This is a genomic window from Sphingomonas lycopersici, from assembly GCF_026130605.1.
Classification (GTDB): Bacteria; Pseudomonadota; Alphaproteobacteria; order Sphingomonadales; family Sphingomonadaceae; genus Sphingomonas; species Sphingomonas lycopersici.
The window spans coordinates 22,400-39,057 of record NZ_JANFAU010000012.1; the positions used below are offsets into that span (position 1 = coordinate 22,400).

The following is a 16,658-nucleotide window of genomic DNA, read 5'->3' on the forward strand; positions in this document are numbered from 1 at the left end:
GAACGGCGGGACGCCCTTCGACAAGCTCAGGGCGAACGGAGGAGCGGTGCCGCGGTTGAGGGCTTAAAGCGCCCGGACCAGCCGGGTCGCGACCGCAAGCCACGGCGCGTCGGCGATCGTCTGCGGCTTCGCCCCGAGCACCGGGGGGAGGATCGTCGCCTTGCCGCCCGCCACCGCGATCAGCCGCCCGAACACGAAGCGCCCCGCGGGCACCGGCGCGAGCACGTCGCGGTTGAGCGCGCCCGCGAAATCGGCCGGGGCGAGCATGTCGCACCAGATCTCGTCCCCCGCGCGATAGTCGCCGACCCCCGCGCCGACCGTCACCGCAACCGCCCCCGGGGTCGGCTGCGGCGGGGTGACGCGGGCGGCGCGGCGCGGCGCGGTCGCGCCGTCGGCATCGAGCAACGCCGCCACCGCCAGATCGCCGCGCTCGGGCAGCGAGACGAGATCCGCCGCCTCGACCCCCAGCGCCGCCGCGATGCGGTTGAGCCACGCGACCGAAACGGTGCGGGTGCCGGTCTCGAGCCGGCCGATCGTCTGCGCGGTGGTCGGCGGCGAACAGCGTTGCGCCACCTCCTCCAGCGTCAGCCCCTTGGCGCGGCGTACTTCACGGATCGCGGTGATCATGACGATTTCCTAACCAAATCGGTTTTAACCCTGTCCTACAAACAACCGCCGATGGCAAGAGGGAATTCGCAACGCGAAAGGCAGATGACATGCGCGAATTGGTGGAACGGGCGATCGACCGGGACGGCGTGGTACGTACCGCGACGCGGGGAGCGCGAACCGTTACGGTGAACCTCGGCGAATCCGCGCTGGCGTGGCTGGCGGCGCGCGGGCTGGTCGATGCGCGGCAATGCGAGGCGGGCGAGCGGCTGCGCGCCGATTACGAACGCGCCGCGATCGCCCCGCGCACGACGATGTGCTGGGATGTCCAGCGGGTCGACGGCGGCGGCGGCGACGGGGCCGATCCCGCGACCGCGCAACTCGCCGCGAAACGGCGCTTCGATGCCGCGCTCGCCGCGGTGGGGCGCGGGCTCGGCGACATATTGTGGCGAGTGGTGTGCGCCGACGAACGGCTGCCCGCCGCCGAACGCGCCTTGGGCTGGCCGGCGCGCTCGGGGCGATTGGTGCTGGGGCTGGCGCTGGATCGTCTGGCGGACCATTATAAATTGCGCTGAACGCTGATAGAGAGGCGCGATGCGGTTCGAAATCGTCAAATGTCACGGATCGGGAAACGACTTCCCGCTGATCGACGCGCGTGGGATCGCGCTGGATGACGCGCAATGGTCGATCGTCGCGCGCGCGCTCGCCGACCGGCGCGGCGCGGTGGGGGGCGACGGGCTGCTGATCATGCAGGAAAGCCACGGCCATATCCGCTTCCGCATGTGGAATGCCGACGGGTCGGAGGCGGAAACCTGCCTCAACGGCGTGCGCTGCGTCGCGCGGATGGCGTTCGAGCGACTGGGGATCGATCGCGCGACGCTGCATCTGATGCGCTCGACGGTCGAGGTGTCGCGCGAGCCCGATCTCGCCCCCGGCGTTCATACCGTGCGCGAGGTGGCGGGGCCGGCGTCGCTTGATATCGGCGAATGGCCGCTGCTCGGCGAGGGGCATGAGATCGTCGAGCGGCCGATCGCGCGGCTTGATCCGGTACTCGCCTTCACCGCGGTGGCGATGCCCAACCCGCATCTCGTGACCTTCGTCGACGCGATCGACGAGGCGGCGCTGGTGCGGATCGGCGAGGCGTGCGAGGCGGCGCCCGACTGGCTGCCCAACCGCGCCAATGTGTCGTTCGTGCGCGTGCTCGCGCCTGATGCGATCTATGTCCGTACCTTCGAACGCGGGGTGGGGCTGACCGACAGTTGCGGCAGCGCGATGGCCGCCTCGGCCTTCGCCGCGGCGCTGACCGGGCGCACCGCGTTCGACCGCGAGGTGATCGTGCGCAACAAGGGCGGGCTGGTGACGGCGCGCGCCGAGGGCGACGGGATGGTCGCGCTGAGCGGCAATGCGACCTGGGAATGGGAAGGCGCGGTGAGCGTCGATTTCGCCGAGGCGCTCGCCGGCGATCTCAATGTCGCGCATCATTTCAACGACGAGATCGCCGCCTGGGCGATCGTCGCCGAGCAGAGCGCGGCGGCGGTGTGACCATCCACCGCAGCGCGGCGGACGGCTATGCGGTCGGCGCGGGCAGCTATGTTCGCGGGCGGCCGGGCTATCCGCCCGAGGCGGCGCGGTGGCTGCGCGAGACGCTGGCGCTCGCGCCGGGGCGCGACGTGCTCGAAATCGGCGCGGGGACGGGCAAGTTCATCCCGCTGCTGCGCGCGACCGGGGCGCATGTGCTGGCGCTCGAGCCGGTCGCGGCGATGCGCGCGCGGCTGGCGCAGGACCATCGCGACGTGACGGTGCTCGACGGATCGGCCGCGGCGATCCCGCTTGCCGACGGCGCGGTCGATGCGGTCGTCTGCGCGCAGGCGTTCCACTGGTTCGCCACCGCCGATGCGCTGACCGAGATGCGGCGCGTGCTCAGGCCGGGCGGGGTGCTCGGGCTGATCTGGAACGTGCGCGACGAGGAGGTGCCGTGGGTCGCGGCGCTCACCGCGCTGACCGATCCGTGGGAAGCCGGCACCCCGCGCTATCGCAGCGGGGCGTGGCGAAAGGTGTTTCCGGCGCCGGGGTTCGTGGAGATCGGAGAACGCGCGGTGCGCCACGCGCATGTCGGCAGCGCGGCGGCGGTGATCGTCGATCGCACCTTGTCGGTGAGCTTCATCGCCGCCTTGCCCGACGCGGCGCGCGACGAGGTGGAGCGGCAGGTGCGCGCGCTGATCGCCGATACCCCGGCGCTGGCGGGCGGGGGCGAGATCGCCTTTCCCTATGTGACGCGGATGTTCGCGTTTCGGCGGGTGGATTGACCGCGCACCGCTCCACCGGTCGCGCTGAGCTTGTGAGGGTGTCCTGTCCGTCGCGAAATAGGGGCGCCCTTCGACAAGCTCAGCCCGAACGCAGGGGCCGTGATTCCCGTCTAACGGGAGGCGGCTCTATGCCTCGCCGAACAGGTCGCGCTGCGCCTTGTCGAGTTCCTCGGCGTAGCGGCGGTGGACATAGGTTTCGGTGACGATCCCGAGCACCTGACCCGCCGGATCGAGCACCGCGAGCTCGTCGCTCTGCGCGGCGTCGAACGCCTTCATCACCGCACCGAGATCCATCTCGGGGGACAGCATATCCGCGGTGGCATGCGCGAGCGCGGCGGCAGGCGCATCGGGGTCGACCCCCTCGGCAAAGGCGACCGCGGTGGCGACGATCCCGGCATAACGATCGGCGTCGTCGACCAGCACGACGCGGCTCGTCGCGCCGAGCGGGAAGCGGCGGCGCAGCTCGGCGATGCTGATCGACGCCGGCGCACGCGCGGTGCCGCGGCGCATCATCCGCCCCGCGGTGAGCGCCTTGGTCCAGCCGACGTCGCGCGCGCTCTTGATCGTTTCGCCGCGCAGGTGGAGGCGCCAGGTGGAGAAGCTGTAGCCGAAGAGTTCGCGGACCATCGTGCTCGAGACGAGCGAGGCGGCGAGCACCGCGCCGGTGAGGCTGAAATTGCCCGTCGCCTCGAGCACCAGCATCGCCATCGTGAACGGCCCGCCGACCACCGCCACCGCGAGCGCCGCCATCCCGACCAAGGCGGCATTGGCCGGATCGAGGATCGGCACCCCGACGATCCACGCCAGCGCATCGGCATAGAGGTGCCCGATCAATGTGCCGAGGAACAAGGAGGCGAAGAACAAGCCGCCACGAAAGCCGAACCCGAGCGAGACGATCGACGCGAGGCTCTTGGCGACGAGCACCGCGGCGATGAACGCGATCGGCAGCGCGGTCATCATGTCGATATGCAGCGCGCTATGCCCGGCGGAGAGCACCTGCGGCGACCAGGCGGCGATCGGGATCAGCAGCACCCCGCCGAGCGCCGGGCGCGCCCAGCCCGCCAGCCAGCCGCGCGCCTGCGCCTCCACCGCCGCCACCGCCCGCATCAGCGCGATCCCGTACAGCGCGCAGATCGCGGCCAATCCGCCATAGACGATATAGCCGAAGGTATGGATCGCCGGCCCCGGCTGGACATGGACGATATAGGGCACGACCCCGAGCCGCTGCGCGACCTGCGCCCCGGCCAGCGACGCCGCGGCGACCGGCGCGATCGCGGCGGGGGTATAGGCGCCGATGACGATCTCGAACGCGTAGAACGCCCCCGCGATCGGCGCGCCGAACGCCGCCGCGATCGCCGCCCCCGCCCCCGCGCCGACCAAGGTGCGCATGTCGCTGCGCCGGAGGCTGAGCCAGCGCCCGCCGAGCGAGCCGAACAGCGCGCCGATCTGCGCATAGGCCGCCTCGAGCCCGACCGAGGCGCCGAAGCCGTTCGACAGCATCGTCTGCCCCGCGATCACCGCGCTGTCGGCGGCGTTCATCCGCCCGCCGTGGAGCGCATTGGCCTCGACCGCGTCGACCAGCGCGCGGCGCCGCGCGCGCACCGCCCAGCCGAACAAGGCGAGGATCGCGCCGCCGACCGGCAGGATGAGGAGCTGCGCCGGCGTGAGCCCCGGCGCGCCGCTGAGCCGGACGTCGGCCGGCAGCCCGAACAGGACATGCTGGAGCAGCCGCGCGAGGCTGCCGATCACCACCGTCGCCAGCCCCGCCGCCATCCCGACCAGGATCGCCAGCGCGACGAACGAAAATTCGCTCGCGCGCACGCGGCGACGCAACCAGCGCATCCACGCCGGGGCGCGGCGCAGCAGGCGCGGGTTGGGGGGAAGGAAAGGCGCGGCGCCACGCATGATCGCCAGCCATGTGCCCGATGCGGGGCGATGTCCATCGGTGGGATTGGGGCGGGGATAATTAGAGGAGCCGGCAATTCCCGTTCGCCCTGAGCTTGTCGAAGGGCTGTCTTTCCTCCTTGGAAGGAAGGGCAGGGCTTCGACAAGCTCAGCCCGAACGGTTGAGAGGTTACCCCTCTCTCGTCACCCCGGCCTTGAGCCGGGGTCCATCGGGAGGCAAGCGCGGGGCGAGAGGCTCTGGTCGTAGAACGTGCGGCACAATGGACCCCGGCTCAAGGCCGGGGTGACGGCGGGTGGCGGTGGCGCGGCGAGAGAACCAAATAGGAACATTTTTCTTGACAGCGCGACGCTGTTTGGGTACATAACGGGAACGCTGACGAATTGCGACTCGCCCCGGACGGGCGGCGAGGCGCGCGTCGGCGGGGAACGGGTCGGGCGCGTGGGGTTTTCCGCGCCCGGCCCGTTTCCGTTTCGGGTTCAGCGCAGGACGGGTTCACATGGACGAGGAGGGGCAAGCCGCGCCGCGGCGCGACGATCCGCGGCATTGGCCGGCGGCGAAGCGCGAGGCGTTTTTCGATATGCTGTCGGTGACCTGCAACGTGACGGCGGCGGCCACGGCGGGCGGGGTGACGGCGCGGACCGCCTATCGCTGGCGGCGGCGCGACGCGGATTTCGCTGCGCAGTGGAGCGAAGCGCTCGCGCTCGGCTATGAGGTGCTCGAACTGGCGCTGGTCGGCCAGGCGCTGGCGGGTGACGATCGCGACGCGATCGATCGCGGCGGCGCGCCGCCGGTTTCGGTGGATCTGGCGCTCAAGCTGCTCGCCCAGCATCGTCACGCGCCCGGCAAGCCCGGGCGGCGGGCGGCGCGGACGCCCGGTTATGCCGTGCCCGAGGACAGCGACCGCGCGATCCTCGCCAAGCTCGCCGTGATCGAGGCGCGGCGGGCGAAGCAGGCGAAAGACATATGACCCGCCGCGGCGGTGTCGACCCGACCGCCGAGATCGTCGACCGCTTGCTTGCGCTGCCGCCGCGCGATCGGCTCGCGGCGATCCGCGCGATGACCCCGGCGCAGCGGCGCGAGTTTCGCGATCGCTGGGCGGCCTGGGCGCATGACGGGCAGCTTGCCCCGCCGGGCGACTGGCGGGTCTGGCTGATCCGCGCCGGGCGCGGTTTCGGCAAGACGCGCGCGGGGGCCGAATGGCTCGGTGCGCTGGCGCGTGCGACGCCGGACGGGCGGTTCGCGCTGGTCGGCGCGACGGTGGACGACGTGCGGCGGGTGATGATCGAGGGGCCGAGCGGGCTGATCGCGCTGGCGCGCGAGCACGAGCCGCTCGACTGGCAGGCGAGCGCCGGGGTGGTGCGCTGGCCCAACGGCGCGCGCGCGACGCTCTATGCCGCGACCGCGCCGGAGAAATTGCGCGGGCCCGAGCATCATCATGCGTGGTGCGACGAGCTCGGCAAATGGGGGCGCGGCGGCGAGGCGGCGTGGGACAATCTGATGCTGACGATGCGGCTCGGCGCGCGCCCGCGCGTGCTGGTGACGACCACCCCGCGCCCGACACGGCTGATGCGGCGGGTGATGGCCTTGCCGGGGGTGGTCGAGACGCACGGGCGCACCGCGGACAATCCGCACCTGCCGGCGAGTTTCGTCGCGGCGATGGCCGAGACCTATGCCGGGACGATGCTCGGACGGCAGGAGCTGGAGGGCGAATTGATCGACGAGGTGGCGGGCGCCTTGTGGACCCGCGGCCTGATCGAGGCGCGGCGCGTGCGGGTGGTGCCCGATGCGGTGCGCGTGGTGGTCGGGGTCGATCCGCCGGCGGGGGTCGGCGGCGATGCGTGCGGCGTCGTCGCGGTGGCGCTGGGCGGCGACGGGCGCGGCTATGTGCTCGAGGATGCCAGCGTGGTCGGCGCGACCCCCGAGGGCTGGGCGCGCGCGGTCGCGGCATGCGCGGCACGGCGCGGCGCGGACCGCGTCGTCGCGGAGAAGAACCAGGGCGGGGAGATGGTGCGCACGACCCTGCTCGCCGCCGATGCCGCGCTGCCGGTGCGGCTGGTCCACGCCAGCCGCGGCAAGGCGGCGCGCGCCGAGCCGGTCGCCGCGCTCTACGAGGCGGGGAAGGTGTGGCACGCCGGCGCCTTCCCCGCGCTGGAGGACGAGCTGTGCGGGCTGCAGGCGGGCGGCGGCTATGAAGGGCCGGGGCGCTCGCCCGACCGCGCCGACGCATTGGTGTGGGCGCTGACCGAGCTGATGCTCGGACGGCGCGGCGCGGCGGCGATACGCGGGCTTTAGGACACTAGGAGACTGGCAACAGAACGTTCAATCGAACGGTCCGGCACGCGCGAGCGCGGCCGGCCGTCTCGCGTGCGGACCCCCCACGACGACGGCGCAGGCCGCGTCGGCCGAACGCTCACATCCATTTCATGGAGGAGCCGATGGCAAAACGACCACCCGCCACCACCGTCCCCGGCGCACTGCCGCCGGGGCCGATCGAATGGGACGGCGGCAACAGCAAAGTCGGGGGGATACAATCATGACCATCTACACCAATATTTTGCCCAGCCAGGTCAAGGCGTTGATCAGCGGCACCGATTTTATGTCGGGCGACACGACCAAGGTCGTGCCGACCGAAACCGACACGGTGATCGACTGGGGGCTCGTCGGGGGCGGGTTCACGCCCAACAAGGCATTTACGATCGTCTGCGAACAGGAACCGACGCTGGTTCCCGATCCGTGCGGACTGGCCGGCATCGGGGAGCCGCCGGTGAATTACCGCATGCGCGCCGTCTCGCCGGTGACGATGATCGGCGTGCTCAACCAATATAGCAGCGCGCTCAGCGGCGGGCTGTTCGATTTCAGGAACTTCAACGTCAAATTGCCGCGCGAGCCGGATTGGCTGGGGGCGGGCGAAACCTGGCCCGGCATCGGTTATACCGCGGGCGCGCTGCTGCTCTTCCGCGCGTACAACGAGAGCGCGTCCACCTTGGAAGTCCATATGGAGGACATGCATTTCGAGGGGCCGGCCGAATATCTCCCGTCCGCCAGCGACGGCTTCGGCGATTGCCCGAAAACCTATTATCAGAACAGCATCGGGATCGCGCGCGCCGATGGCGCGAAGGATGCGGCCAACGGCTTCACCGCCTATCAGGCGACCGGCCGTGGGCTGTGGCCGGGCGAAACGACCTATCGCAACAAGCGCTTCGACTCCGCGATCGGCACCGACGTGCTGTATAATGTCCGCGCTTATATGCCGGCCGGGCTGGTGGCGCGTGCCGCGCGCAAGGTGACGGTCAAGAACAGCAGCGTCCGCAACCTCGGTTTCGGCATCAATTTCGATTGCCCCGCCGGGAAGTCGTTCGACGGGCTGCTCGATATGGTGTGGTTCGAGAATCTGTACGGTGACTGGATTCGTACCGGGCAGATGCGGGCGCCCAATTCGATGGCGCAGACCGAGTTCCAGAAGATGCGGTTCCGCGGGATCGTGATGACCGGGTGCGGCGGCATGGCGGGCGGCGATCTGGGCAATCCGCACATCGATTTCGATCAACATCTTTCCGCAAACGGCGATTACGGCGTGCGCATCCAGATCAAGAATGCGATTAACGATGTGGGTGCGCAGATCGGCAAGCCCAACCGCTCGTCGATGCAATCGCATTTCGGCGGCGCCGGGCCGATGACCCAGGTCAAGATCTATGACAGCATGATCGCGGCGGCGCAGAACAAAGTGACCTCGCTTGACGTCCATTCGCCGCATTACGAGCGGCTGCAGGGGCTGTGGGTTCCCTCCGCGCCGACGGTGATCGACCGGACCAGCACCGGTGCGGTGCCGACGGGCAGCGGGAATCTCCTCTGGCTCGGCAAGCCGGGCTACGGGCCGGCGAGCCGGGGGCTGATCAAGGACAGCAATGCCGCGGTATTGGGGGTGACCGCCGGCGCGGCGCCGAAGCTGATCAACATCAAGACCGGCGCCGGGGTGCCGGCGGGCGCCGCGGTCGACGGCGCGGGGACGAGCGCGAGCGTCGCCGAGAGCTATAAGAAATATCGTCAGCCCTCATCACCTTATGCGACGATCGCCGAGTTCCTCGCCGCGCGCGACGATTTCAGCACGATCAGCATGCACGGCGAGCCGGCACCGGTGACGGCGGCCGAGATCGGCGTGCCGGTGACCTCGGCGCTGGAACGGCTGCATGTCGGCGATTTCGATTCGACCGCGACGATCGAGATGGTCACCCCCGGGCTCGAATGGCGCGAGGTGAGCTTCGACGGCGTGTGCGAATTGCAATGCTGGACGAGCGCGCCGGGGACGGTGCACGACGGCAAACATCTGCAGCTGCGCGCCACCTCGGCGTCGACGGCGTCGACTGCCACGACCTTCCTCTACAAGATCGGCGGCCAGTCGCAATCGTGGAGCGTCACCACCAAGAGCGCGTGGAAATTCCCGATCTGTGCGAAGCCGGAGACCGGGCAGTGGCAGCGTTCGAGCACCGGCACCACCGCGGTGCTGCCCGGCGCGATCGCGACGCAGAAGAAGAAGGGCATCATCTGGGCGCGCTTCGCGGTCAACCGGCCGACGGTCGACGCGAGCAACAAGAACTTCCTGATCGGCACCAGCGGTCGTACCTTCCGACCGAGCATCACGACCAATGCAAGCGGCTATTCGATCAACTGGTGCTTCGCTAGTCCTGCTGGCGGCCAAGTCGGGTCGATCAACACCGGAACGCTGAGCTACGGCGTCGTCTACGATCATTTCTTCGTCGTCGATCTGACGTTGCCGGCGAACAACGCCGGGCTGGTGGTCTATGATGTTGCCAACCCCACCGTGCCGAAGAAAACGTTCACGACCATCAGTCAGAACGTGACGGTCGATATCGCGTGGGACTATAAGCACGCCAACAACGGCATCACCTTCGCCGACGGTATCCCGATCCCCGAATTCCACGGGCTCGGCGTCTGGGCGGGCGAAAGCCTGCTCGCGGACGACGGCACCGGCACGGGGACCAATATCGTCGCCAACCCGGGGCTGCTCTCGCCCGAAACGCTCGGCATCAACGGCATGGGGCTCACCGGGAAAAAGCCGGCGCTCTTCCTGCTCGGCGAGACCGCGGTGCGCAACCGCGGCACCGACAATGACTGGACCAGCTCGGCCACGCTCGCCAGCTATAGCTGGGCGAACCCGCCGGGGCAGGGGCCGAAACTGACGCTGGCGATCGATCCACTGCCGGTCGGCGTCACGGTCGGCGGCACCTTCACGGTGACGGTCCGTGCGATCGGTTCGAACGAGGCGTTGGCGGTGACTCCGACGCTCGGTGCGGGGCTGACCCTCGTCGGCGGGCCGAGCTTCGCGATGGCGGAGAATGCGCGCGTCGCATCGTTCGACGTTCAGGCGACCGCCGCCGGCAAGCCGACGATCTCGATCGCCAACAGCATCGGTTATGCCAATCCGCCGGCCGCGACGGTGAGAGTCGGCGCGTAAAGGTCGTCCGCCAGGTATGGGGGCGAAATGGCCCCGCTTGTGCCTCCCACGACAGGCACAGGCGGGGCGGGGTTCATTGTCCGAGGAGACCAACATGAGATTGTTCGGCTGGAAAGCCGGGCGCGACGCGTCGCGCCCGGCGCTTTCGCGGGGGCACGGCTATTTCGACGCCGCCGGGCGCTGGCCGCAGGGTTATGAGGCGCAGGTCCGCACCGGCTATGCCGCCAATGCGGTCGCGCAGCGCGCGGTGCGGCTGGTGGCGGAGAGCGTCGGCGGCGCGCCGGTCGATGCCTCGGCGCCCGATCTCGCGCGGCTGATCGGCGCGCGCGTGGCGGGGGAGCGGCTGCCCGGGGTGATCGCGGCGCAATTGCTGCTCCACGGCAATGCCTTCGTCCAGATATTGCGCGATGCGGAGGGCGAGGCGGCGGCGCTCTATCCGCTGCGCCCCGAACGCGTGACGATCGAGCTCGACGCGACCGGCTGGCCGGCGGGTTATGTCTATCGCGTCGGCGGGCGGACGACGCGGCTGGCGGCGGAGGAGGTGATCCATATCCGCAGCTTCAACCCGCTCGACGATCATTACGGGCTCGGCTGCCTCGGCGCGGCATCGGCGGCGATCGCGATCCACAATGCCGCGGCGACGTGGAACAAGGCACTGCTCGACAATGCCGCGCGCCCGTCCGGCGCGCTGGTCTACGATCCCGGCGACGGATCGGCGCTGTCGGCCGAGCAATTCGGCCGACTCAAGGAGGAGATGGAGGCGGGGTTCGCCGGGGCGGGCAATGCCGGGCGGCCGATGCTGCTCGAAGGCGGGCTGCGCTGGCAGCCGCTGAGCCTTTCCCCCGCCGATATGGATTTCATCGCGCTCAAGGCGGCGGCGGCGCGCGAGATCGCGCTGGCGTTCGGCGTCCCGCCGATGCTGCTCGGGCTGCCGGGCGACGCGACCTACGCCAATTATCGCGAGGCCAACCGCGCCTTGTGGCGCACGACCGTGCTGCCGCTGGCGGACGCGATCCTCGCGGCGCTGGCCGCGGGGCTGGCGGCGTGGTTCCCCGAGGCGCGGCTCGCGGTCGATCCCGATCGCGTGCCGGCGCTGGTCGAGGATCGCGAGCGGCTGTGGCGGATGGTCTCCGCGGCGACGTTCATCACCGATGCGGAGAAGCGCGAGATGGTGGGGTGGGGGCAATGACCGCGGGGATCCTGGCGCAGCTGATCGCGCAAGGGTCGGCGGGCGGCACCGATCTGGCGACGCTGCGCGCGATCGCCGAGGAAGCCGGCGAGCTTGCCGCGACCCGCGCGCTGACCCGGCTCGGGCTCGCCGACGAGGAGGCGGTGCGCGACGTGGCCGAGCTGCGCGCGCTGCTCGCCGCGTGGCGCGATGCCAAGCGCAGCGCGTGGAAGGCGGCGGCGGGGTGGCTCGCGGCGCTGCTGCTCACCGCGATCGCGGTCAAATTCGGGTTCGGCCAATGGGTGAAGTGACGCGGATCCGCGGGCATGCCGCGGTCTATGACCGCGTCGACCGGACGGGCGACGTGATGCGGCGCGGTTTGTTCGGCGCACTCCGCCCGGTGCCGCTGCTGGCCCAGCATCGCGGGCCCCCGGTGGGGACGATCGCGGCGATCGGCGAGGATGCGCTGGGGGTGTGGATCGAGGCGACGATCGAGGATGCGGCGGCGGCGCGGCTGGTGCGCGGGCGCGGGCTGGCCGGGCTGTCGGTCGGCTATCGCCCGGTGACGACGCGGCAGGGCGCGTGGCGCGAAATCGTCGCCGCCGAGCTGATCGAGGTGAGCCTCGTCGCGCAGCCGGCGCAGCCCGCGGCGCGGGTGGAGTGGATTTCCAGTGATTAGATTGGCGTGATCCAGGCTCCGCCGACGCCGTTTCGTCACGCCGGACTTGATCCGGCATCCAGAGCCACGGGCGGCAGCGTTGGTGGCTCTGGATGCCCGGTCGAGCCCGGCATGACGGTCTGACGCCGGGCGGGATGGATCAAAAATTCGATCGGAGACGGGCTCCGATATTTCGCCGGCTGACGGCCGGCTGGGGGAGGCGTGTATGGACGAGACGGTGATGGCGCGGCCGGTGCTGGAAGGCGCGGCGGCGGGGAAAGCGGCGAGCGCGGCGTTCGACAATTATGTCCGCAGCGGCGCGACGCTCGAGATGAAGGCGTTTACCGGGGTGACCGGCGATGCCGGCGGTTTCGCGATGCCCAGGGAGATCGACGCGCGGATCGATGCGACGTTGAAGTCGATCTCGCCGATCCGGGCGATCGCCAATGTCGTCAAGGTGGGGTCGGCGGGATATCGCAAGCTGATCACCACCGGGGGCACTCCCTCCGGCTGGGCGTCGGAGACCGCGCCGCGCCCCGAGACGGCGACCCCGTCGTTCGTCGAGATCGCCCCGCCGATGGGCGAGCTCTATGCCAATCCGACCGCGACTCAGGCGATGCTCGACGATGCGATGTTCGATGCCGAGCAATGGCTGGCGGAGGAGATCGCGACCGAATTCGCACGCGCCGAGGGCGCGGCGTTCGTCAGCGGGAACGGGACGAACCGGCCGAAGGGCTTTCTCCAGGCGCCGGTCGCGGCGACCGGGGACGCGACGCGCGCGTTCGGGACGCTGCAATATCTGCCCTCGGGGGCGGCAGGGGATTTTTCGACCAACCCGCAGGAGCGGCTGATCGATCTGGTGCAGAGCCTGCGCGCGCCCTATCGCCAGGGCGCGGTGTTCGTGATGAATGCCGCGACGCTGGCGCGGATCCGCAAGTTCAAGACCGCCGACGGCGCGTTCGTGTGGCAGCCGAGCCTCGCGCAGGGCCAGCCGGCGACCTTGCTCGGCTATCCGGTGGTCGAGGCGGAGGACATGCCCGATGTCGCGGCCAATGCGCTGTCGATCGCGTTCGGCAATTTCCGCGCCGGCTATCTCGTCGCCGAGCGCAGCGAGACCGCGATCCTGCGCGATCCCTATAGCAACAAGCCGTTCGTCAGCTTCTACGCGACGAAGCGGATCGGCGGGGGCGTGGCCGACAGCAACGCGATCAAGCTGATGAAATTCGCCGCGGCCTGAGCGGCGGCAACATCCGTGCGAAAGGGCAATTTCGGCCCTGACCACCGGCGTCATGCTGACGAAAGTCAGCATCCAGAGCCCCAGCCGTCACGGCTCGTGACTCTGGATGCCGGGTCGAGCCCGGCATGACGGCCGGGGGCCGGGCCATCTTAAGGAAAAGACGAGAGGGAGCGGGCAACATGGCCGATCCATTTGCGAATAACGCCGATACGTTGAGGACGCCGGCGCGGCGCGCGGTCGCGGTGGTGCCGCATGACGTCAACGCGCTGAGCGACATCCCCAAGGCGCTGTATGTCGGCACCGGGGGGACGATCGTGATGCGCGGGGCGGCGGACACCGGCGACCAGATCTGGAAGAATGTGCCGGCGGGCACGGTGCTGCGGTTCCGCGCGCAATATGTCCGCGCGACCGGCACCACCGCGGGCGACATGCTCGCGCTTTACTAGCCGCCCCTCCTTGCTCCCCTCCTTTGTGAAGGGAGGGGAGAAGAAGGGGGCGACGCTTTTCGACTTTTCGAACCGGGGGGCTCGACATGGCACAGATTGGCGAAGGGGGCGGGCGATGAGCGCCGCCCCGATCCCGCCCGCGGCGATCGCCGGGGCGGTCACGGCGGCGCGCGATTTCCTGCGCAGCCCCGGCGACGACGAGCCGAGGGTGATGGCGCAATTCGCCGCGAGCGCGTTGCTGATCGGCGAGGCGTTCACCGGCACTCTCCTCATCGCGCGCGCAGTGGAGGAGGCGATCCCCGCCGCGACGGCGTGGCGGCTGCTCGCCGAGGCGCCGGTGCGCGCGATCGACGCGGTCGGCGATCTGCCGCCGGCCGATTATGCGATCGATATCGACGGCGACGCGCGCGGCTGGGTGCGGTTCGCGCGCGCGCGCGTCGGGCGGGTGACGGTGCGCTACACCGCCGGGCTCGCCGCGGACTGGGCGGGGCTCCCCGCGCCGCTGGCGCAGGGTGTCGTCGCGCTGATCGCGCATCTCTACGAGGACCGCGGGCGCGCGACCCAGCCGCCGGCGGCGGTCACCGCTTTGTGGCGGCCATATCGCCGGATGCGGCTGGCGACGGAGCGGCGATCGTGACCCGCTGGGCGGAGATCGCGGCGCGGGCCGGCGCGCGGCGCGCGGTGCGCGTCGCCGAGCGGCTGGCGGCGCGGGTGGCGCTGCCGGGGGCGCGGGTGACGCGCGACGGCGCACGGGTGACGATCGTCGGGCGCGGGGTGCTCGCCGCGTTGCGCTGGCCGGCGGGGCTGTTGCGGTGAGCGCGCGCGAGGTGGCGCAGGCGGCGGTGGTCGCGGCGCTGCGCGTGGCGCTGGGCGATGCGGCGGCGGTGTTCGACGCGCCGCCGGTGCGCGCCGCGCTGCCGCATGTCGTGGTCGAGCAGCCCGAGCTGGTCGACTGGAGCACCAAGGACTGGCGCGGGTGCGAGGGGCGCATCGTCGTCGCGGCCTATGACGGCGGCGAGCGGCCGGCGCGGCTGCGCGCGCTGGCGGCGCGGATCGAGGATGCGGTCGAGGCGGTGCCGGCGGCGCCGGGCGACGGGTGGCGGGTGGCGACCCTGCGCTTCGTGCGCAGCCGCGTCGCGCGTGCGCCGGGCGATCGCTGGGTGGCGACGAGCGAGTTCGTCGTGCGGCTCTATCGGGAGGGCGAATGATGGCGGTGGAGAAAGGGAGCGCGTTCCTGCTCAAGATCGGCGGGGAGAGCGGCTGGCAGACCGTGGCGGGGATGCGCACGACGCAATTGAGCGTCAACGGCGATGCGGTGGCGATCACCCACAAGGGCTCGGGCGGGTGGCGCGAATTGCTGTCGGGCGCGGGGGTGCGCAGCGTCAGCGTCTCGGCGGCGGGGGTGTTTACCGGATCGGCGGCTGAGGCGCGGGTCAAGGCCAATGCGCTGGCGGGAACGCTCGACGATTACCGGCTGACTTTCGAGGGCGGCGAGACGATGACCGGCCGGTTCCTCGTCGTTCGGCTCGATTATGCCGGGGATTTCAACGGCGAGCGATCCTATTCGCTGGGCCTCGAAAGCTCCGGCGCGGTGGCGGCGGCATGACCGCGCCGGCCAATCCGGCGCGCGGCGAGGCGGCGATCCGCGTCGCGGGCGAGATGCTCGTGCTGCGGCCGAGCTTTGCCGCGCTGGTCGCCGCCGAGCAGGAATTGGGGCCGCTGTTCGCGCTGGTCGAACGTGCCGCGTCGGGCGGACTGGCGCTGGGCGAGATGGTCGCCTTGTTCTGGCATTGCCTCGACGCGCCGCCCGAGGGGCTGACCCGCGACCGGCTCGGCGAGGCGGTCGCGGCGGGCGGGCTCGCGGCGGCGACCCCGGCGCTGCGCGTGCTGCTCGGGCAGATATTGGCGGGGCGGTGAGCACGTCGCTTCCACTTTCCTGCTCCCCTCCCTTGAACAAGGGAGGGGAGAAGAGGGAGGGAGCGCCCCGTCGTTCGCCGATCGCGCCGCGCGGCTTGCGGGGCTGGCGGGGGTGATGTTCGGCTGGCCGCCCGATGCCTTCTGGCGCGCGACCCCGGCGGAGCTCGCGGGGCTGGTGCGCGCCTGTCTCGGCGACGAGGGCGATGCGGTGCCGCCCGATGCGGCGACGATCGCGCGTTTGAGGGAAAGGTTCCCCGATGGATGAGGAAATCGAGCGGCTGGTGATCGACGTCCGCGCCGACACGACGGCGTTCGCGCGCGACGTGGCGGCGATGCGCGGCGAGCTCGAAGGCCCGCTGGCGGCCGGCGCGGATCGCGCGGGGCGGGCGATCGAGCGCACCCTGTTGCGCGCGGTGCAGAGCGGGAAACTGGGGTTCGAGGATCTCAAGAAGGTCGCGCTGTCGGTGATGGCCGAGATCGCCGCCTCGGCGATCCGCGGTGGGCTTCAGCAGATCCTCGGCAGCGGCGGCTCCGGCGGTGGCGGTGGCGGCGGGTTGCTCGGCGGGCTGCTCGCTTTGCTCGGCGGGGCGCCGGGGCGCGCGACCGGCGGGCCGGTATCGCCCGCGCGGCCTTATTGGGTCGGCGAGCGCGGGCCGGAATTGTTCATCCCCACCGCGAGCGGCGCGATCGCGCCGGCGGGCGCGGCGGGCGCGCGCGAGGTGCGGGTGGCGATCACCGTCAACGCCGCCGCCGACACCGCCCCGGCGGCGCTGGCGCGATCGAGCCGCCAGGTGGCGCGCGCGGTGAAGGCCGCGCTCGACGAGGCGGGGGGGTAGGGGCCCCGCGATGTTGGAACGGGGCCCCTCTCCACCGTTCGCCCTGAGCTTGTCGAAGGGCGTCCTGTCCCCGTGAGTTGGGGCCGCCCTTCGACAGGCTCAGGG

At 71.0% G+C, this 16,658-nt stretch carries 20 protein-coding genes; 18 read left to right on the forward strand and 2 right to left on the reverse strand.

Annotated elements, in window-relative coordinates; genetic code table 11:
• Positions 1-63 precede the first annotated feature (63 nt).
• The gene (locus tag NED98_RS18620; RefSeq protein ID WP_265314021.1) at positions 64-627 is read right to left on the reverse strand and encodes a helix-turn-helix domain-containing protein; all 564 of its coding nucleotides are present in this window, start codon (positions 625-627) and stop codon (positions 64-66) included.
• A gap of 89 nt (positions 628-716) precedes the next feature.
• Between NED98_RS18620 and NED98_RS18625 the strand changes: the two genes are divergently transcribed.
• From NED98_RS18625 to NED98_RS18635, 3 genes are read left to right on the forward strand one after another with little or no spacing between them, the layout of a single operon-like run.
• Positions 717-1,181: a DUF6456 domain-containing protein gene (locus NED98_RS18625; protein WP_265314022.1), complete on the forward strand. Its 465-nt coding sequence runs from the start codon at positions 717-719 to the stop codon at positions 1,179-1,181.
• Positions 1,182-1,200: 19 nt separating this feature from the next.
• Positions 1,201-2,148, forward strand: coding sequence for a diaminopimelate epimerase (gene dapF, locus NED98_RS18630; RefSeq protein WP_179513169.1), 948 nt, complete (start codon positions 1,201-1,203; stop codon positions 2,146-2,148).
• On the forward strand, positions 2,145-2,912 hold the full coding sequence (locus NED98_RS18635; protein WP_265314023.1) for a class I SAM-dependent methyltransferase: 768 nt from the start codon (positions 2,145-2,147) through the stop codon (positions 2,910-2,912). The genes dapF and NED98_RS18635 overlap by 4 nt, the downstream gene beginning before the upstream one ends.
• Positions 2,913-3,038: 126 nt before the next feature.
• Here the strand turns inward: NED98_RS18635 and NED98_RS18640 are convergent, their stop codons facing one another.
• A complete protein-coding gene (locus NED98_RS18640) occupies positions 3,039-4,817 on the reverse strand; it encodes a chloride channel protein (RefSeq protein ID WP_432423342.1) in 1,779 nt (592 codons plus the stop codon).
• Positions 4,818-5,314: 497 nt separating this feature from the next.
• On the opposite strand from NED98_RS18640, the gene NED98_RS18645 reads away from it, so the two are divergent.
• From NED98_RS18645 to NED98_RS18715, 15 genes are all read left to right on the forward strand, one after another.
• A complete protein-coding gene (locus NED98_RS18645; protein ID WP_179513171.1) occupies positions 5,315-5,785 on the forward strand; it encodes a hypothetical protein in 471 nt (156 codons plus the stop codon).
• Entirely contained in the window at positions 5,782-7,110 is a 1,329-nt protein-coding gene (locus tag NED98_RS18650) for a DNA-packaging protein (RefSeq protein ID WP_265314025.1), read from the forward strand. Before NED98_RS18645 ends, NED98_RS18650 begins: the two co-directional genes overlap by 4 nt.
• A 241-nt stretch (positions 7,111-7,351) precedes the next feature.
• On the forward strand, positions 7,352-10,291 hold the full coding sequence (locus NED98_RS18655) for a hypothetical protein (RefSeq protein WP_265314026.1): 2,940 nt from the start codon (positions 7,352-7,354) through the stop codon (positions 10,289-10,291).
• 94 nt (positions 10,292-10,385) lie between these two features.
• A complete protein-coding gene (locus NED98_RS18660) occupies positions 10,386-11,480 on the forward strand; it encodes a phage portal protein (RefSeq protein ID WP_179513173.1) in 1,095 nt (364 codons plus the stop codon).
• Entirely contained in the window at positions 11,477-11,770 is a 294-nt protein-coding gene (locus NED98_RS18665; protein WP_179513174.1) for a DUF6127 family protein, read from the forward strand. The genes NED98_RS18660 and NED98_RS18665 overlap by 4 nt, the downstream gene beginning before the upstream one ends.
• Positions 11,758-12,138 carry an HK97 family phage prohead protease gene (locus NED98_RS18670; protein WP_179513175.1) on the forward strand — a complete coding sequence of 127 codons (381 nt, stop codon included), beginning with the start codon at positions 11,758-11,760 and terminating at the stop codon, positions 12,136-12,138. Before NED98_RS18665 ends, NED98_RS18670 begins: the two co-directional genes overlap by 13 nt.
• 205 nt (positions 12,139-12,343) lie before the next feature.
• A complete protein-coding gene (locus NED98_RS18675; RefSeq protein ID WP_265314027.1) occupies positions 12,344-13,354 on the forward strand; it encodes a phage major capsid protein in 1,011 nt (336 codons plus the stop codon).
• Between the two features lie 179 nt (positions 13,355-13,533).
• Positions 13,534-13,800, forward strand: coding sequence for a spike base protein, RCAP_Rcc01079 family (locus tag NED98_RS18680; RefSeq protein ID WP_179513176.1), 267 nt, complete (start codon positions 13,534-13,536; stop codon positions 13,798-13,800).
• Positions 13,801-13,915: 115 nt separating this feature from the next.
• Positions 13,916-14,437 carry a head-tail connector protein gene (locus NED98_RS18685; RefSeq protein WP_265314029.1) on the forward strand — a complete coding sequence of 174 codons (522 nt, stop codon included), beginning with the start codon at positions 13,916-13,918 and terminating at the stop codon, positions 14,435-14,437.
• The gene (locus NED98_RS18690; protein ID WP_265314030.1) at positions 14,434-14,616 is read left to right on the forward strand and encodes a hypothetical protein; all 183 of its coding nucleotides are present in this window, start codon (positions 14,434-14,436) and stop codon (positions 14,614-14,616) included. The genes NED98_RS18685 and NED98_RS18690 overlap by 4 nt, the downstream gene beginning before the upstream one ends.
• A complete protein-coding gene (locus tag NED98_RS18695) occupies positions 14,613-15,008 on the forward strand; it encodes a DUF3168 domain-containing protein (protein WP_265314031.1) in 396 nt (131 codons plus the stop codon). Before NED98_RS18690 ends, NED98_RS18695 begins: the two co-directional genes overlap by 4 nt.
• Positions 15,008-15,406: a phage tail tube protein gene (locus NED98_RS18700; RefSeq protein WP_179513180.1), complete on the forward strand. Its 399-nt coding sequence runs from the start codon at positions 15,008-15,010 to the stop codon at positions 15,404-15,406. The genes NED98_RS18695 and NED98_RS18700 overlap by 1 nt, the downstream gene beginning before the upstream one ends.
• Complete coding sequence (locus NED98_RS18705) at positions 15,403-15,717, forward strand: GTA-gp10 family protein (RefSeq protein ID WP_265270257.1); 315 nt, start codon at positions 15,403-15,405, stop codon at positions 15,715-15,717. Before NED98_RS18700 ends, NED98_RS18705 begins: the two co-directional genes overlap by 4 nt.
• 115 nt (positions 15,718-15,832) lie before the next feature.
• A complete protein-coding gene (locus NED98_RS18710) occupies positions 15,833-15,982 on the forward strand; it encodes a phage tail assembly chaperone (protein ID WP_179510751.1) in 150 nt (49 codons plus the stop codon).
• Positions 15,975-16,553, forward strand: a complete 579-nt coding sequence (locus NED98_RS18715) for a tail tape measure protein (RefSeq protein WP_265270253.1) — start codon at positions 15,975-15,977, stop codon at positions 16,551-16,553. Before NED98_RS18710 ends, NED98_RS18715 begins: the two co-directional genes overlap by 8 nt.
• Positions 16,554-16,658: the final 105 nt, after the last annotated feature.

Coding starts and splice junctions, on each gene's coding strand:
- NED98_RS18625 (WP_265314022.1), top strand. CDS start 717: ATGCGCGAATTGGTGGAACGGGCGATCGACCGGGACGGCGTGGTACGT.
- NED98_RS18645 (WP_179513171.1), top strand. CDS start 5,315: ATGGACGAGGAGGGGCAAGCCGCGCCGCGGCGCGACGATCCGCGGCAT.
- dapF (WP_179513169.1), top strand. CDS start 1,201: ATGCGGTTCGAAATCGTCAAATGTCACGGATCGGGAAACGACTTCCCG.
- NED98_RS18620 (WP_265314021.1), bottom strand. CDS start 627: ATGATCACCGCGATCCGTGAAGTACGCCGCGCCAAGGGGCTGACGCTG.
- NED98_RS18700 (WP_179513180.1), top strand. CDS start 15,008: ATGGCGGTGGAGAAAGGGAGCGCGTTCCTGCTCAAGATCGGCGGGGAG.
- NED98_RS18660 (WP_179513173.1), top strand. CDS start 10,386: ATGAGATTGTTCGGCTGGAAAGCCGGGCGCGACGCGTCGCGCCCGGCG.
- NED98_RS18640 (WP_432423342.1), bottom strand. CDS start 4,817: ATGCGTGGCGCCGCGCCTTTCCTTCCCCCCAACCCGCGCCTGCTGCGC.
- NED98_RS18650 (WP_265314025.1), top strand. CDS start 5,782: ATGACCCGCCGCGGCGGTGTCGACCCGACCGCCGAGATCGTCGACCGC.
- NED98_RS18680 (WP_179513176.1), top strand. CDS start 13,534: ATGGCCGATCCATTTGCGAATAACGCCGATACGTTGAGGACGCCGGCG.
- NED98_RS18670 (WP_179513175.1), top strand. CDS start 11,758: ATGGGTGAAGTGACGCGGATCCGCGGGCATGCCGCGGTCTATGACCGC.
- NED98_RS18655 (WP_265314026.1), top strand. CDS start 7,352: ATGACCATCTACACCAATATTTTGCCCAGCCAGGTCAAGGCGTTGATC.
- NED98_RS18715 (WP_265270253.1), top strand. CDS start 15,975: ATGGATGAGGAAATCGAGCGGCTGGTGATCGACGTCCGCGCCGACACG.
- NED98_RS18685 (WP_265314029.1), top strand. CDS start 13,916: ATGAGCGCCGCCCCGATCCCGCCCGCGGCGATCGCCGGGGCGGTCACG.
- NED98_RS18675 (WP_265314027.1), top strand. CDS start 12,344: ATGGACGAGACGGTGATGGCGCGGCCGGTGCTGGAAGGCGCGGCGGCG.
- NED98_RS18665 (WP_179513174.1), top strand. CDS start 11,477: ATGACCGCGGGGATCCTGGCGCAGCTGATCGCGCAAGGGTCGGCGGGC.
- NED98_RS18705 (WP_265270257.1), top strand. CDS start 15,403: ATGACCGCGCCGGCCAATCCGGCGCGCGGCGAGGCGGCGATCCGCGTC.
- NED98_RS18710 (WP_179510751.1), top strand. CDS start 15,833: ATGTTCGGCTGGCCGCCCGATGCCTTCTGGCGCGCGACCCCGGCGGAG.